Origin of the sequence: Actinosynnema sp. CA-299493, assembly GCF_050946825.1 — a bacterium.
GTDB lineage: Bacteria > Actinomycetota > Actinomycetes > Mycobacteriales > Pseudonocardiaceae > Actinosynnema.
Window position 1 is genome coordinate 7,236,068 of the sequence record NZ_CP191993.1, and the last position, 14,349, is coordinate 7,250,416.

Consider the following 14,349-nt stretch of genomic DNA (forward strand, 5'->3'; position numbering starts at 1 on the left):
CGCTCGACCGCCCGTGGGCGAAGGGGACCCGGTCGCCTCGTCCGGTATCCCCGGCCGGACGAGGCGACCGGAGGGTCAGAGGCGGGCCAGGGTCAGGTAGGCGAAGCCCAGGTGGCCCCGGTAGCCCTTGAGGTAGGCGTCGCGGTGGTCGTCGACGATCGAGCGGACCTCGGCGGACTGCGGGTGGTCCGGGTGCTCCAAGAGCCAGCGCTCCCGGGAGGCGCACCAGCGGGACTCGAAGCTGTCCCACTCGTCCGGGGTGGCGGTGGCGAGGTTGAGCAGGCGGTAGCCGCCGGCCGTGGTCAGGTCGACCAGGTCGGACAAGGTGCCGAACTCGTCCTCGCCGAAGAGCTCGACCGACTTGGCGTTGGGCGGCCGTTCCCAGAAGCCGTCGCCGAGCAGCAGGGTGCCGCCGGGGCGGAGGCGGGCGTGCATGGCGGCCAACGTCTGCTTCGTGCCGCCCCACGCGTGCGACGAGCCGATGGAGATGGCCACGTCGGCGGGCCCGGTCTCCCACGTGGTGACGTCGGCCGGCTCCAGGGTGACGCGGGACGCCAGGCCCCTGGCCTCGGCGTTCGCCCGGCCGCGGGTGATGGCGTAGTCGTCGCTGTCGACGCCGAGGCCACGGACGTTCGGCTCGTGCTCCACCGCCCTGAGCAGCAGTTCCGCCCAGCCGCAGCCGTAGTCGACGACCCGCTCGCCCGGCCGCAGGTGGAGGCTGCCGATCAGGTCGTAGGCCTTCCCGTCCGAGAGCGGGGAGTTGAAGTCGAGCAGGGCGTGGCCGTTCAGCGGTACGTCTGTCACGGGGCACACCGTGTCAGAACCAGGACGGATCGGAAATGGATTTACGCCTGGCCGCGGACGGCCTTGCGCAGTTTCGGCAGGCGGTCGGCGAGCACGCGTTCCGCTCCCCGGCCCGTCGGCTGGTAGTAGTCCCGGCCGACCAGGTCGTCCGGCGCGTACTGCTGGGTCACCACGCCCTCCGGCACGTCGTGCGGGTAGCGGTAGCCCTGGGCGTTGCCCAGCTTGGCCGCGCCCGCGTAGTGGCCGTCGCGCAGGTGCGCGGGCACCGAGCCGACCGCGCCCTCGCGCACGTCGGACATGGCCTCGCCGATCGCGGTCGTGACGGCGTTCGACTTGGGCGCGGTGGCCAGGTGGATGGTGGCCTGGGCCAGGTTCAGCGCGCACTCGGGCAGCCCGATCAGCTGCACGGCCTGCGCCGCCGCCACGCACGTCTGCAACGCGGTCGGGTCGGCCATGCCGACGTCCTCGCTGGCGTGGATCACCAGCCGCCGCGCGATGAACCTCGGGTCCTCGCCCGCCTCGATCATCCGGGCCAGGTAGTGCAGCGCGGCGTCCACGTCCGAACCCCGGATCGACTTGATGAACGCGCTGGTCACGTCGTAGTGCTGGTCGCCCTGCCGGTCGTAGCGCACGGCGGCCTTGTCGACCGTCGCCTCCAACGTCGGCAGGTCCAGCACGCCACCGTCGCCGACCGCGTCCGCCGCGGCTTCGAGGGCGGTCAACGCGCGCCGGGCGTCACCGCCGGCCAGCCGGACCAGGTGGTCCTCGGCGTCCGGCTCGACGGCGACCGTGCCGCCGAGGCCGCGTTCGTCCTCCACCGCGCGCTTGACCAGCACGCGCACCGCGTCGTCGGTCAACGGCCGCAGTTGCAGCACCAGCGACCGGGACAGCAGGGGTGACACGACGGAGAAGAACGGGTTCTCCGTGGTCGCCGCGACCAGCAGCACGATCCGGTCCTCGACCGCGCCGAGCAGCGCGTCCTGCTGGGTCTTGGAGAACCGGTGCACCTCGTCGATGAACAGCACGGTCGACTCGCCGGAGCGGACCAGGCGGCGGCGGGCCTCCTCGATGACCGCGCGCACCTCCTTCACGCCCGCCGACAGCGCCGACAGCGCGGCGAACCGCCGGCCGGTGGCCTGGGAGACGAGCGTGGCCAGCGTCGTCTTGCCGGTGCCCGGCGGGCCGTAGAGCATGATCGAGGCGGGCGACGAGCCCTCGACCAGCCTGCGCAGCGGCGCGCCCGGCCCGAGCAGGTGGTCCTGCCCGACCACCTCGTCCAGGGTGCGCGGGCGCATCCGCACGGCCAGTGGCGCGTTGGCGGCGATGCGCGCCGCCTTCTCCTCCGGGTCGACGCCGAACAAGCCGTCGTCGAACAGCCCTTCGTTCACGTGTTCGACTGTAGCTCCCTTGTGCACTGCCGCTGTCCGAGCGTGCAACGGTGGTTCCGCCGCAGGTCGCGGGTGGTGCAGGGTGACGGCATGAGCAAGCTGAGTCCGGAGCAGATCGCCCGGCACGCCCACGACGCGGGGTTCCGCGGGCAGGACCTGACGATCGCGGTGGCGGTCGCGCTGGCCGAGTCCGGCGGCGACCCGCGGGCGCACAACGCCACCCCGCCGGACAACTCCTACGGGCTGTGGCAGATCAACATGCTGGGGTCGATGGGCCCCGCGCGGCGGGACGAGTTCGGGTTGGAGTCCAACCGGGACCTGTTCGACCCGGCGGAGAACGCCCGTGCGGCGAACGAGATCTCCGGGGACGGCCGGTCGTGGACGCCGTGGTCGACCTACACCAATGGGGCGTACAAGCGTCACCTGGACGAGGCGCGGCGGGGCGTCGAGGCCCTGAAGCGCGGCGGGTCCGGGTCAGGTGGGGGCTCCGGCGGGGGTTCCGGTCAGGGCGGCGGCTCGCGCGGCGGCGGGTTCTCCGTGGACGTGGGCGTGCTGAGGGACTACGCGCGGCGGACGCGGAACTCGGCCGACGACCTCACCGCGCTCGGTCGGCGGCACGTGCGCGAGGTGCGGGAGGTCGCCGAGGACAGCTTCGGGCGCATCGGCAAGCAGTCCGGGTTCGCCGACGCGCTGGACAACTTCGGCGCGGCGCTGCGCAAGCAGGTCAAGGCGGTCGCGCACAACACCGACGCGCTGGCCACGTCCGCCGGCCGCTCGGCCCGCGCGTACAAGGAGCAGGACGACGACATCGCCGGCTCGTTCCGCGGCGGGATCAGCGGCGGAGGGGAAGGGTAGTGGACACCCGAGCGATGGCCCGGCACTTCGCCGAGAGCATGATCGGCCACCGGAACTCGTTGGCGGGCAAGGCCGAGGACGCGGTGAAGGTGCAGTACGCGCTGCACCAGACCGCGACCGGCCTCACCGACGGGCACGAGGACCAGCGCAAGGCCGCCAAGACCGTGCTGGAGCACTGGAAGGGCGACCACTCCCAGGGCTTCGAGCAGCGCTCGAACCGGTTGGGCAGGCAGCTGCGGGTCACCGCCGACGCCGCCCGTGACGCGGAGAAGATCGTCGCCGGCGTCACGAGCGCGTTGACGACCGGGCACACGCGGGCGCGGCAGGCCGTGGACGAGTACCTCGACAAGGCGTCCCGGCTGCTGGACGCGGGCAAGGCCGTCGGCACGCAGGCCGCGCTGCTCAAGGCCGTGGCGCAGGCGGCCGACCTGGAGCCGAAGTACACCAAGGAGACCACCGAGGCCGTCCGGCACGTGCGGGGCGAGCTGGAGGACGCCGCTCGCAGGCTGCGCGCGGTGGAGAAGGACGTCGAGCACGACGGCGTCGCGGACGGCCGGGCCGAACGCACCCGGGGCGGCACCAAGCCGTCCCGCGCCCGTGCCCGCGGCCGGTCGCGGACGATCATCTCGGCCGCGCGGCGTGAGCTGGGCACCCGGGAGAACCCGCCCGGCAGCAACCGCAACCCCTACGGGCCGACGGCGGCGTGGTGCTCGTCGTTCGCCACGGCGATGTGGCGCAAGGCGGGCGTGGACATCCCGCTGCTGCCGTTCACCGGCGACGTGTTCCGGTGGGGGCAGAAGCACGGCCAGGCGTACACGTCGTTGAGCGCGGTGAAGCCGGGCGACGTGCTGCTGTTCGGGTCGGGGCCGAGCAGCCCGGCGACCAGCAAGCACATCGGGATCGTGGAGAAGGTCTCGGGCGGGACCGTGACGCTGATCGAGGGCAACTCGGGCGACAGCGTGCGGCGCAACACGCACCGGCTCAGCTCGGCGACGTTCTACGGAGGGGTGCACCCGTCGTGATCACGGGGAACGCGCACGACCCGGACACGGGGATCGTGGTGGAGGTGGGTCCCGGCGGCGGGTTGCTCGACCTCGCGCTGGACTCGCGGTCGTTGCGGCTGGGGCAGACGGGGTTGGCGCGGGCGATCCTGGCGCTGGTCGACACGGCGACGGCGCGGGCGAACGCGCGGGCGCGGCACGTGGTCGGTGACGACGTGTCGGCGTTGGGGCTGGACGTGCGGGCGAGGCTGGTGGAGTCGGTCGAGGACACGACTCCCGAGACGTGGCGGGTGTGATGGGGCTCGGTGAGCGGTTGGACGCCGTGCGGCGGGAGGCTTCGGCGTCGGGCGTGACGGTGGTGGTCGACCTGCACGGGAAGCCGGTGGACCTGTCGTTCACGCGGGAGGCGCTGGCGCTGCGGCCCGCCGAGCTGGCCGGCGTGATCCGCGAGCTGGCCGACGAGGCCGCCGCGGCCGCCGTCGCCGAGGGCGTGGCGATCCTGGCGGACGTCGTCCCACCGGACCTGCTGACGTCCTGAGCGTTCAACTCGGGTGTTCCGAACGTAGGACACGCGCGGTCCGAATGTAGGACACGCGCGTTCTGGACGTAGGACTCTCGCGTTCTGGACGTAGGACTCTCGCGGGAGTCCTACGTTCAGGTCAGCAGGGCGGTCAGGTGGCGGGTCAGCCACGGCGTGTCGGCGGGTGAGAGGTGGACCCACTCGGTGTGGTGGGACTCCTCGGTGGTCAGGGCGTAGCGGCCGGCGGCGGTCTCGGTCCAGCTCAGCACCCGGGAACGGCCCCGCGGACCGGTGACGGCCAGCTGACCGGTCGACTTGCGCGGCGAGTCCACCAGCGTGGTGATCGACCGGGTGGCGCGGCCGGTGATGCCCGCCTGGGCGAGGGTGCGTTCCAGCGCGGCGTGGCCGGACTGGGCGTAGGCGTCCATCGCGGCGGAGAACGCGGACCTGGGCATCCGCACCTGCTCGCCGGGGCCGGCCGGCGCGTCGCCGATGACGCGCGTGATCGCGGACGCCAGGTCGGTGATCGGCTCCAGCGCCACCTCGCGGTCGTTCAGCACGGCCAGCACGCCGTGCCCGCCCCTGGCCGTGGCCAGCACCCGCCACGGGTACGGGCGGAACACCAGCGCGTCCACCGCGACCTCGCCGTGCGCGAGCAGGGCGAACAGGTCCTCCAGCTCGGGTGAGACGTCCGCGCCGTCGGCCAGCCCCGCCTCGGTCAGCGTGCGGAGGACCTCCGCGCCGAGGGCGTCCCGGTCGTCCATCGTCTCGCCGTGCGACGGCACTTCGAGCGGGTAGGGCGGCTCACCCACGCCCAGGTCCTCCCACAAGAGGTCGAACTCCAGGTGGGACAGGAGGACCGCGGTCGTCGAACGTCGCGCCATGACGCCAGAAGGTAGCGCCCGGCGGCGTCTCGCGCGGCCGGTTGGCCAACACCGGTGGTTACGCTGCTCCCCGTGGACGTCGCCGGCGGGTTCCTGACTGTGCGGGCTTCCGGCGCGGCGGCGGCCAAAGCAGCGCTCAGCGGGGGTGCGACCACCCCGGAGCACATCCAGCTGCTGGTCGGCTGCACGCTCTCGGGCGGTGTGCCCGGCAACGGCGCCGCGCTTCGGTTTCCCGATTGCGCGCTGCACGTCCTGCCCGACGTGGTGATGCTGACCGTGGCCGAGGCACGGCTCACCGTCGGCTTCGGCGAGCTCAAACCGCTGATGTTCCGGCCGGTCCCGGTGGACGCCGCGCTGGACGCCGTGTTCTCCGGCGCGGTGGCCCACGTGCTCGCCGCCGCGCACGCCCTCGACCCGCACGGCCTGTCCCACCACCTGCTCGGCCTGGCCGAACTCGTGCTGCGCAGCGCGCTGCGGGCCGAGCTGGAACGCGTGGACTCCCTGGTCGCACGACGGCGCGAAGCGTTGGAGTACATGCGCGAGCACCTGGCGGACCCGGCCCTGAGCGCGGACCGGGTCGCCGAGGCGTTGTTCATCTCCCGCCGCCGCCTCTACCAGCTCTTCGACGACGGGCAGGGCGTGTCCGAGCGCATCCGCGGCCTGCGGATCGACCGGGCCAAGGCGTTGCTCGCCGACCCGGCGAAGGCGGCGCGCGGCATCGGCGAGATCGCCAAGGACTGCGGGTTCGTCAGCGCCGCTCACTTCTCCCGGACGTTCCGCCAGGTGGTCGGCCGGACGCCGAGCGAGTTCCGTAGCCGCTGAACTCCACGCCCGAGACGAACCGGCCCGCGATGCCCGCCACCTCCAGCCAGCCGCGCCCGGTCGGCGAGTGCAGCGTGAACACCGCGATCCGCGGGTGGTCCGGGTCGCTCACCACGACCTGGAGCTGGGCGCCCGGCCCGGCGACCGGGATGCGTTCCACGATCACCACCGGGTAGCCGGTCGCCGTCTCGCCGCGGGTGACCTCGCGGATCGACGGGCCGTCGAGGTGGAAGCCCAGCTCGTCGGGGTCGGCGGGCCGGTCGACCGCCACCACGCCCGCCATCAGCAGCGCGGGGTCCGCGTCCCGGTGCTCGACCACGGCCAGCAGGCCGGCGCCGTGCCGGTGCGCCAGCTCCGCGGCCTGCGTGGCGGACACCTCCAACCCCGGGTCACGGGTGCCTTTGAGTCGTCGCAGCACGGCTAACAGCTCCGCCGCGGTGCGTTCGGGGGTGCCGAGTGCCACCGGGGTCACCCCCGGCACGGGAGCGAGTCTCACCCCAGGCCCGCCCGGAACGCCGCCGCCGCGCCCCTGGTGGACGCGGGCCGAGGTGGGCCGAGCAGCACGGACGCCAGTTCGGCGGTGAGGGACGAGAAGCTCGTCAGCGTGTCCGCGACGACCGTCGAGGACTCCTCCGCGCGCAGCCGGTCCGCGACCCGCCTGGCCTCCGCGCGGTGGTCGCGCTCCAGCAGCCGGGCCTCCTCCAGCACGTCGTCCAGCTGACGGCGCAGCTCGTCGTGCCGCGCCACGGCCCGGTCGTGCGCCTCGCCGTCGGCGGCGGTGAAGGACGCCATCGCGCCGGTCCGGTCGAGTTCGTCGGACGCTTCCGCGAGCGCGCGCCGCACACCGAGCGCGCGCCGGTCCAGCTCCTCGGCACGCCGCTGGTTGCCCAGCAGCGTGGTGGCCCAGCCGTCGAGCACCTCGGCCGCCGCCCGCATCGCGCGCCGCACCGCCGTCAGCTCCGACACCACCGCCTCCAACCGCGTCCTGAACCCGTCCGCCGCCGCGCCCCGCCACGGTTCCGGTGGCGCGTCGGGGACTGTAAGCGCAACCGACAACCGCTCGCTCGCCGCCGCCACCGCGCCCGCGTGGCCCGGCGCGGGATCGAAGCCCAGACCCCGGTAGTCAGTCATGGCGCAGCTCGTCGGCCTGCCGGTAGGTCTCACCCGCCGCGCGCAACGCGTCCGCCACGGCGTCCAGCTCCACACCGCGCACCACGCCCGCCCACTCGGCCACCAACTGGTCGACCGCCTCGGTGACGCCTTCCGGCCCGAGGTCGCCCGACGGCTGCTCCAGCGCGGAGGCGACGGCGCGCACCTCGTCGGCCACCTCGTCCAACCGGCCCGCGAACGCGGCCAGCTCGTCCGGGTCGACCTGGTAGCCGCCGCTCATTCGCCGAGCACCGGCGGGAACGCGGGCGGCAGGTCGTCGAGCAGGTCGAGGCCGAGGTCGTAGCGGTTGCGGTGCTCGCCGTCGTCCTCGCGGTTGCCCGGCGCCACCGGCGGGTACATGCCGAAGCCCTGCGGGCCGCCCGCGCCGACGACCGGTCCGACGCCGCCACGTGCCGCCGCGCCGCCCGGCACCGCGCCGAGCACGCCGGACGTGCCGCCCGGACCGAAGCCGCCTTGCCCGGCGCCACCACCCGGGCCTCCGCCCAGGCCACCCGGGCCGGCGCCCAAGCCGCCGCCGAGGCCGGAGGAGCCGCCGCCCGGGCCGAACCCGGACTGCGAGCCGAACCCGCCGGGGCCGCCGTAGCCGCTACCGGGGCCGGGCGTGCCGGCGGCCGCGACGGACGTCGTGCCCTCGGGCCGCACGCCGGGCTGGAGGGGTGACGGGTCGCCGGGCTGCTGCTGGACCGGAGGCGGCGCGCTCCACGGCGGCGGCACGGGCCCTTGGTCCGACGGCGGCGTCTGCGGCTGGGTCCACGTCGGTCGTGCGTCCACCGGTCGGGTGCCCGCCGGGGCCTCGTCGAACACCGGCAGCTCGCGCCCGATCCCGTGGCTGGCCGCCTCGTACTGCTCCATGACCCGGACCGCCCGGTCCATGGCCTCCTGCTGCTCGCGCTTGTCCGGCAGGTGGTCGTCCAGCAGCTGCTTGAGCATGTACGCGCCCTGCGGACCGTCGAGCGTGGTCACGTCGTACCCGGCGCGGAACCACTTCTCGGCGTCGGGGTGCACCGGCTCGGGGATCGCCCGGGCCGCCTCCTGGACCGCCGAGGTGTAGCCGTCGAGCCCGTCGCCCACCTGGAACGCGTGCCCCGAGGACCGCGCGCCCCACTTCGTCAGCTCCGACACCGACTCGGCCGCCGCCACCGCCGACGGACCCCGCCACGACAGCACGAGGTTCTGCACGATCTTCTGCACGTCCGCGGTCGCCTGGTCGACGTCGGCCGCCAGCCGCTGCCACTCGTAGGCGCGGGTGGCCATCTGCGCGGCGTCGGCCGACTTCACCATGTCCCAGAGCTGCCGGTGCGTGTACGCGCGCCAGTTGATCTTGCCGAAGTTCTCCGGCTCCCGGTTGGCCTGGCGCTGCCGCACGCGCTTGCCCTGCCGGCGGCGCGTGGCCGCCGAGTGGTCGTGGAAGTCCGACCAGTACCCGCCCTTGCGCTCGGTCACCGCAGCCGCCCCAAGTCCTGTCGCACCTGGTCGTCCTGGGCCTGCTGGGTCTTGCCCACCTGCTCCAGCGAGTCGCGCAGCAGCGCCAGCTCCCGCACGTAGGACCGCAGCGCCGTGCGCACACCGCCACCGACGTCGCCGCCGCGCAGGCCGAACGCCCGGCGCATGTTCAGCGCGACCGGGCCCCTGCCGTCGCCGAGCGGCTGGTCCATCTCGCGGTCCGCGCGGGCCAGCAGCTCGGTCAGCACCCCGTGCAGCCGTTCCAGGTCGGACACCGCCGTGGTGAAGGAGGCCAGGTCCAGCTCGATGAAGTCACCGCCCTCGGCCACCACGCCCGCCGCGCCCGCGCCGGTCGGCCCGGCCACCACCGACATCGCGACCGCGTCCGCGTCCGACCCGCGCTGCTCATCGCGCAGCTCTTCACGCATCCGCCTGGCGTCCTCGACGCCGCGCACCCTGACGACCATGGACACATGGTGGTGCGCCGGTGTGCGGGTGACCAGAGCGGGTGCACAGTGGGAGCAACGGCGGTGCACGATCGGACAAGGCAAGCGACACCGCAGCAACCCCGCGATGGACCGCCGCCGCAGCAGCAGATCGGCCGCAAGTAGCGGCAATTGCCCCCGGTCGGCACCCGATGAGCGGTGGGCGGCGCGGCAGCGGTCCGCCAAACCCGATAAAGAGCGCAACGACGCGGCAAGTTTCGCAGCGATGCGTTTAACGGCGAAGCAGATCGCTTGGCGGAGGGCTCCGGCGGACCACTTGGCGGCGGGCGGAAGTCGGAAGGCGGCACCGATGCGAGCCGATGAGCGTGGCGGTGGCGGTTGAGTGGGCCAGTGGCGGGTGGGACCGCGAGTGGTGGGGGTGTGCGAGGATTGGTACCCGTGCCGTCACCTGCCGTTCACGCGCGCGCCGTGTTGCTCGCCGGCCCCTCCGGTTCGGGCAAGTCCACCCTCGCCGCCCACCTCGGCCTGCCCGTGCTGCGGCTCGACGACTACTACCGCGAGGGCGACGACCCGCTGCTCCCCCGTGACGAGACCGGTCGGGCGGATTGGGATGCGGAGGGGTCCTGGAACACCTCCGACGCGTTGGCCGCCGTGGTCGAGTTGGCCACCACCGGCACCGTGGAGGCGCCCGTCTACGTGCTCGGCGAAGACCGCCGGGTCGGCTGCCGCACGGTGACCGCACCCGGCCTGTTCATCGCCGAAGGCCTGTTCGCGGACCGCCTGGTGACGGGCTGCCGCGAAGCGGGCGTGCTGGCCGACGCCATCGTGCTCGCCCCGAACGCGCTGGTGACGTTCGCCCGCCGGTTCGCCCGCGACGTGGCCGAGGCGCGCAAGCCGGTGCCGCTCCTGGCCCGCCGAGGCCTGCGGCTGCTGCGCGAGCACGCCGGTGTGGTGCGCCGGTGCGTGGACGCGGGCATGCGCCCGGCCCGCCCGCACCACGTGCGGCTCGCCACGATCGGGGGCATGGCGCCCGCGTCGGTGTAACCGGGACGCGCCGGGGTACTGCTGCCGGCATGGCTGAGTTCGAGCACGAGCAGACGGTGCCGGTCGACGCGCGGGTGGTGTTCGACCTGGCCCGGGACGTGACCGCGATGGAGGCGTGGCTGCCGGACGGGCTCCAGGTCGAGCCGAGCGGCCCCGAGCGGGTCACCGGGCGGGTGTCCATGGGTGACGAGATCGACGAGGCCGAGGGCTACCTGGCCGAGGACGCCGAGCAGCGCCGGCTGGAGTGGGGCGACCTGGAGGGCGGCGGCTACTCCGGCTGGCTCCAGGTGGACGACGAGGGCCCGGGCCGCAGCCGCGTGGTGCTGCACCTGGACGTCACGGGCGAGCACCACGCGGCGGTCGGCGGCGAGGCGCACGAGATCACCGACGAGCACCTCGTCCAGGCGCTGAGCCGGCTCGCAGCGCTGGCGACACAGAGCGTCACGTGACTGTTTTCACTGATCATCAGGTTTGAACGCGGAAAAGCGACACCTAGTGTGAACGCCGTTCACCTGGGCACGTCCGCACGTCGAGGCCCCGGATCACCTTCAAGGGAGCTTCGATGTTCCGCGCCTTGCGGAGCCGCAACTACCGTCGCTGGGCGTTCGCCGACCTCGTCTCGGTGACCGGCTCGTGGATGCAGTTGATCGGCTTGAACTGGGTCGTCCTCGACCGCACCGGCTCGGCCACCTCGGTCGGCGTCTCGGTGCTGCTGGGCGCCCTGCCGTCGGTGCTGCTCGGCCCGTGGGCCGGCGCGCTGGCCGACCGGCTGCCGGTGCGCCGGATCATCCTCGCCTGCCAGGCCATGCACGCCGTGCTGGCCGCGGTGCTCGCGCTGGTGGTGTGGCAGGGCGCGCCGATCGGGGCGGTGTTCGCGCTGACGTTCGCGGCCGGTCTGGTGTCGGTGTTCGACCTGCCCGCGCTCGGCCGGTTCGGCGGGCAGGTGGTGCCGCGGGAGGACCTGGGCAACGCGGTCGCGCTGGGCTCGGTGCTCAGCTCGACCGGCCGCATCCTGGGCATGAGCAGCGCCGCCGTGCTGGCCGCCGCGCTCGGCTCGCCCGCCCTGTTCCTGATCAACTCGGTGAGCTTCCTGGCCGTCATGGGCGCGGTGCTGACCATCCGCCGCGCGGAGCTGCACCCGTTGGCGAAGAGCCCGGACGACGGCGTGGGGGTGGTCGCCGGGCTGCGGTACGTGGCGGCCAGCGGGCGGTTGCTCCTGCTGTTCGCGCTCGGTTTCACGCTGTCCAGCCTCGGCCGCAACTACCAGGTCACGATGGCCGCGATGAGCGCGGACGCGACCGCGTACGGCCTGCTGTCGACGGTGTTCGCGATCGGCACCGTGGTGGGCGGGTTGGCCGCGGCGGCGCGCAAGGCGCTGACCGTGCGGCTGCTGCTGGTGGTCGCCTGCGCGACGAGCCTGCTCCAGGTGACCAGCGGGCTGATGCCGGGCACGCTCGGCTTCGCGCTCGTGCTGCTGCCCATCGCGGCGGGCGCGGTCGTCATCGACACGACCATGAGCACCCGCGTCCAGCTGGACACGGCGGACGGGATGCGCGGCAGGCTGCTCGCGGTCAACTCGGCCGTCGGCGCGGCGGCGGGCGCGGTGGGCGCGCCGCTGCTCGGCTGGTTGTGTGAACGGATCGGCGCGCCGGAGACGCTGGTGCTGGCGGGCGCGTCGACCTTGATCGCGACGGTGTTCGCGGCTTCCGTGCTGGCCGCGCCCGCGCACCACCGGACCGCGATGGCGCACCGCGTGCTGCGCAGGCCGCACCAGCCGGCGCCGCCCGCAGGCCACCCGGGCCACCCGGGTCACCCGCACGGCCCAGCGCGCCCCGCGAAACGCCGGATGCGGCGTGCACGCGTCCGGGTGTAGCCGACCGCGTCCATAGGGCCGCACGCGCTGCGCCGCTGAGATGCACTGTGTAGTCGCCCATTCACAGATCGAGGTGCGCGAGGTTACAGTCACACCTGTTCCTGGGAGCGCTCCCAGAACCTCAACGAGGAGGTGAACGACGTGACGGCCCGACGATGGATCGCGCTGGCCTCGGCCGGTGTGGCCGGCCTGATGATCGCGACGCTCGTGAACGTGATCAGCCCGACCGCGGCGTCCGCACACGGCGCCATGATGACGCCCGGCAGCCGGACCTTCCTGTGCTGGAAGGACGGCCTGAGCCCGCAGGGCAGCATCCAGCCGAAGAACCCGGCCTGCGCGGCCGCGGTGTCCGCCGGCGGCACCAACGCGCTCTACAACTGGTTCGGCGTGCTGAGGTCCGACGGCGCGGGCCGCATGAGCGGCTTCATCCCCGACGGCAAGCTGTGCAGCGGCGGCAACCCGACGTTCTCCGGGTTCGACATCGCGCGCAACGACTACCCGGTGACGCACCTGACCGCCGGCGCGAACTTCAACATCACCTACAACAAGTGGGCCGCGCACCCCGGCAGGTTCGACCTGTACATCACCAAGGACAGCTGGAGCCCGACCCGGTCGCTGGCGTGGAGCGACCTGGAGAGCACGCCGTTCGACAGCGTGACGAACCCGCCGGACAGCGGCGCGGTGGGCAGCGTCGAGGGCAAGTACTACTGGAACGCGAAGCTGCCCTCGGGCAAGTCCGGCCGGCACATCGTCTACTCGGTGTGGACCCGCTCGGACAGCACCGAGACGTTCTACAACTGCTCCGACGTCGTGTTCGACGGCGGCAACGGCCAGGAGACCGGCGTCGGCGACGGCAGTGGGACGACCACCACCACGACGACGACCACGACCACCACGTCGACGTCGACCACCACCACGACCCCGACGTCGACGACCACCACCACTCCCACGACGCCCACCCAGCCGGGTGGCGCGAACTGCATGGCGATCTACAAGATCACCAGTGCGTGGTCGGGCGGCTTCCAGGCCGAGGTGGAGCTCATGAACCACAGCAAGAGCGCGTACAACGGTTGGACCGCCACCTGGACGTGGGGCGGCAACCAGGCGATCAACAGCCTGTGGAGCGGCGTCAAGTCCGGCTCCGGCTCGCAGGTGATCGTCAAGAACGCGGCGTGGAACGGCTCGGTGGCACCGGAGGCATCGGTGAAGTTCGGCTTCACGGCCAACTACTCCGGCGCCAACTCGCTGCCCACGGTGTCCTGCACCAGCCCGTAGTCCCCCTGTCGGGCTGATTCGGGGATCACTCCAGGCGGAACCCGAACGGGAGCTCCAGCCGGTGCCGGGCGAGCAGCCCGGTGTCGGCCAGGAGCTCCCGCGTCGGTCCGTCGGCCACCACGACACCGCCGTCGATCACCACGCTGCGCGGGCACAGCTGCAAGGCGTAGGGCAGGTCGTGGGTGACCATGAGCATGGTGCGGTCCAACCCCAGCAGCACCTCGGCCAGCTCTCGGCGGGCCACCGGTTCCAGGTTCGCCGAGGGCTCGTCGAGCACCAGGACCTCGGGGTCGCAGGCCAGCACGGTGGCCAGCGCGACGCGGCGGCGCTGCCCGCCGGACAGGTGCAGCGGCGACCGGTCGGCGAAGTCCGCCATGCCCACGGCGGCCAGCGCGCGGGCCACCCGCTCGTCGAGCTCCGCGCCGCGCAGCCCGAAGTTCGCCGGGCCGAACGCCACGTCCTGCCGCGCGGTGGGCAGGAACAGCTGGTCGTCGGGGTCCTGGAAGACCAGGCCGACGCGGCGGCGGATCTCCTTGAGGTGCGCCTTCTCCACCGGCAGCCCGGCCACCTCGACCCGGCCGGACCCACCGCCCAGCACGCCGTTGAGGTGCAGCGCGAGCGTCGTCTTGCCGGCGCCGTTCGGCCCGAGGACGGCGACGCGCTCACCGCGTTCGACCCGCAGGTTCACCCCGTAGAGGGCCTGGCGGCCGTCCGGGTACGCGTACGCCAGCTTCTCCACCACCAACGCGGGCGCGGACCGCCCCGGCTCGACGGACACCGCTTCGCCGCCGCCACCGCCCGCGCCATCGGGCATCCGGCCCGTC

The 14,349-nt window shown here is 73.5% G+C and carries 18 protein-coding genes; 9 read left to right on the top strand and 9 right to left on the bottom strand.

What is annotated here, in order from left to right; genetic code table 11:
* Positions 1–75 precede the first annotated feature (75 nt).
* Both ACQPYE_RS30370 and ACQPYE_RS30375 read right to left on the bottom strand, forming a co-directional pair.
* Positions 76–804 carry an SAM-dependent methyltransferase gene (locus tag ACQPYE_RS30370; protein ID WP_498716289.1) on the bottom strand — a complete coding sequence of 243 codons (729 nt, stop codon included), beginning with the start codon at positions 802–804 and terminating at the stop codon, positions 76–78.
* Positions 805–845: 41 nt separating this feature from the next.
* On the bottom strand, positions 846–2,192 hold the full coding sequence (locus ACQPYE_RS30375; RefSeq protein WP_498716290.1) for a replication-associated recombination protein A: 1,347 nt from the start codon (positions 2,190–2,192) through the stop codon (positions 846–848).
* A gap of 90 nt (positions 2,193–2,282) precedes the next feature.
* On the opposite strand from ACQPYE_RS30375, the gene ACQPYE_RS30380 reads away from it, so the two are divergent.
* Genes ACQPYE_RS30380 through ACQPYE_RS30395 form a run of 4 tightly spaced genes read left to right on the top strand, consistent with a single transcriptional unit; the run spans position 2,283 to position 4,586 of the window.
* Positions 2,283–3,047, top strand: coding sequence for a type VII secretion target (locus ACQPYE_RS30380; RefSeq protein ID WP_498716292.1), 765 nt, complete (start codon positions 2,283–2,285; stop codon positions 3,045–3,047).
* Complete coding sequence (locus ACQPYE_RS30385; protein ID WP_498716293.1) at positions 3,047–4,069, top strand: CHAP domain-containing protein; 1,023 nt, start codon at positions 3,047–3,049, stop codon at positions 4,067–4,069. Before ACQPYE_RS30380 ends, ACQPYE_RS30385 begins: the two co-directional genes overlap by 1 nt.
* Entirely contained in the window at positions 4,066–4,344 is a 279-nt protein-coding gene (locus ACQPYE_RS30390; protein ID WP_498716294.1) for a YbaB/EbfC family DNA-binding protein, read from the top strand. Before ACQPYE_RS30385 ends, ACQPYE_RS30390 begins: the two co-directional genes overlap by 4 nt.
* Positions 4,332–4,586, top strand: coding sequence for a hypothetical protein (locus tag ACQPYE_RS30395; protein ID WP_498716296.1), 255 nt, complete (start codon positions 4,332–4,334; stop codon positions 4,584–4,586). Before ACQPYE_RS30390 ends, ACQPYE_RS30395 begins: the two co-directional genes overlap by 13 nt.
* A gap of 116 nt (positions 4,587–4,702) precedes the next feature.
* On the opposite strand, the gene ACQPYE_RS30400 is transcribed toward ACQPYE_RS30395, so the two are convergent.
* Complete coding sequence (locus ACQPYE_RS30400; protein ID WP_498716297.1) at positions 4,703–5,452, bottom strand: ESX secretion-associated protein EspG; 750 nt, start codon at positions 5,450–5,452, stop codon at positions 4,703–4,705.
* 72 nt (positions 5,453–5,524) lie between these two features.
* Between ACQPYE_RS30400 and ACQPYE_RS30405 the strand changes: the two genes are divergently transcribed.
* Positions 5,525–6,274, top strand: a complete 750-nt coding sequence (locus ACQPYE_RS30405) for a helix-turn-helix transcriptional regulator (protein WP_498716298.1) — start codon at positions 5,525–5,527, stop codon at positions 6,272–6,274.
* Here ACQPYE_RS30405 and ACQPYE_RS30410 read toward each other — a convergent pair.
* The 5 genes from ACQPYE_RS30410 to ACQPYE_RS30430 are packed head-to-tail and all read right to left on the bottom strand — an operon-like array spanning position 6,201 to position 9,354.
* Positions 6,201–6,737, bottom strand: a complete 537-nt coding sequence (locus ACQPYE_RS30410; RefSeq protein ID WP_498716300.1) for a hypothetical protein — start codon at positions 6,735–6,737, stop codon at positions 6,201–6,203. The two genes, ACQPYE_RS30405 and ACQPYE_RS30410, sit on opposite strands and share 74 nt — an antisense overlap.
* A gap of 29 nt (positions 6,738–6,766) precedes the next feature.
* Positions 6,767–7,405 carry a hypothetical protein gene (locus ACQPYE_RS30415; protein WP_498716301.1) on the bottom strand — a complete coding sequence of 213 codons (639 nt, stop codon included), beginning with the start codon at positions 7,403–7,405 and terminating at the stop codon, positions 6,767–6,769.
* Positions 7,398–7,664 carry a WXG100 family type VII secretion target gene (locus tag ACQPYE_RS30420; protein WP_498716303.1) on the bottom strand — a complete coding sequence of 89 codons (267 nt, stop codon included), beginning with the start codon at positions 7,662–7,664 and terminating at the stop codon, positions 7,398–7,400. Before ACQPYE_RS30420 ends, ACQPYE_RS30415 begins: the two co-directional genes overlap by 8 nt.
* Positions 7,661–8,887: a PPE domain-containing protein gene (locus ACQPYE_RS30425; protein ID WP_498716305.1), complete on the bottom strand. Its 1,227-nt coding sequence runs from the start codon at positions 8,885–8,887 to the stop codon at positions 7,661–7,663. The genes ACQPYE_RS30420 and ACQPYE_RS30425 overlap by 4 nt, the downstream gene beginning before the upstream one ends.
* Positions 8,884–9,354 carry a hypothetical protein gene (locus ACQPYE_RS30430; protein WP_498716306.1) on the bottom strand — a complete coding sequence of 157 codons (471 nt, stop codon included), beginning with the start codon at positions 9,352–9,354 and terminating at the stop codon, positions 8,884–8,886. The genes ACQPYE_RS30425 and ACQPYE_RS30430 overlap by 4 nt, the downstream gene beginning before the upstream one ends.
* Before the next feature lie 417 nt (positions 9,355–9,771).
* Here ACQPYE_RS30430 and ACQPYE_RS30435 point away from each other — a divergent pair, with 417 nt between their 5' ends.
* The 4 genes from ACQPYE_RS30435 to ACQPYE_RS30450 all read left to right on the top strand — a co-directional run bounded on the left by ACQPYE_RS30435 (position 9,772) and on the right by ACQPYE_RS30450 (position 13,525).
* A complete protein-coding gene (locus ACQPYE_RS30435) occupies positions 9,772–10,377 on the top strand; it encodes a uridine kinase family protein (protein ID WP_498716307.1) in 606 nt (201 codons plus the stop codon).
* A gap of 29 nt (positions 10,378–10,406) precedes the next feature.
* Positions 10,407–10,826: an SRPBCC family protein gene (locus ACQPYE_RS30440; protein WP_498716309.1), complete on the top strand. Its 420-nt coding sequence runs from the start codon at positions 10,407–10,409 to the stop codon at positions 10,824–10,826.
* Positions 10,827–10,939: 113 nt separating this feature from the next.
* A complete protein-coding gene (locus ACQPYE_RS30445; RefSeq protein WP_498716312.1) occupies positions 10,940–12,250 on the top strand; it encodes an MFS transporter in 1,311 nt (436 codons plus the stop codon).
* Positions 12,251–12,391: 141 nt separating this feature from the next.
* Positions 12,392–13,525 (top strand): lytic polysaccharide monooxygenase, encoded by a 1,134-nt coding sequence (locus ACQPYE_RS30450; protein ID WP_498716315.1) that lies wholly within the window; start codon positions 12,392–12,394, stop codon positions 13,523–13,525.
* A 25-nt stretch (positions 13,526–13,550) separates the two neighbouring features.
* Here ACQPYE_RS30450 and ACQPYE_RS30455 read toward each other — a convergent pair whose 3' ends face one another.
* Positions 13,551–14,339, bottom strand: coding sequence for an energy-coupling factor ABC transporter ATP-binding protein (locus tag ACQPYE_RS30455; RefSeq protein WP_498723015.1), 789 nt, complete (start codon positions 14,337–14,339; stop codon positions 13,551–13,553).
* Positions 14,340–14,349 lie beyond the last annotated feature (10 nt).

Coding starts and splice junctions, on each gene's coding strand:
- ACQPYE_RS30415 (WP_498716301.1), bottom strand. CDS start 7,405: ATGACTGACTACCGGGGTCTGGGCTTCGATCCCGCGCCGGGCCACGCG.
- ACQPYE_RS30440 (WP_498716309.1), top strand. CDS start 10,407: ATGGCTGAGTTCGAGCACGAGCAGACGGTGCCGGTCGACGCGCGGGTG.
- ACQPYE_RS30400 (WP_498716297.1), bottom strand. CDS start 5,452: ATGGCGCGACGTTCGACGACCGCGGTCCTCCTGTCCCACCTGGAGTTC.
- ACQPYE_RS30455 (WP_498723015.1), bottom strand. CDS start 14,339: ATGCCCGATGGCGCGGGCGGTGGCGGCGGCGAAGCGGTGTCCGTCGAG.
- ACQPYE_RS30420 (WP_498716303.1), bottom strand. CDS start 7,664: ATGAGCGGCGGCTACCAGGTCGACCCGGACGAGCTGGCCGCGTTCGCG.
- ACQPYE_RS30445 (WP_498716312.1), top strand. CDS start 10,940: ATGTTCCGCGCCTTGCGGAGCCGCAACTACCGTCGCTGGGCGTTCGCC.
- ACQPYE_RS30430 (WP_498716306.1), bottom strand. CDS start 9,354: ATGGTCGTCAGGGTGCGCGGCGTCGAGGACGCCAGGCGGATGCGTGAA.
- ACQPYE_RS30380 (WP_498716292.1), top strand. CDS start 2,283: ATGAGCAAGCTGAGTCCGGAGCAGATCGCCCGGCACGCCCACGACGCG.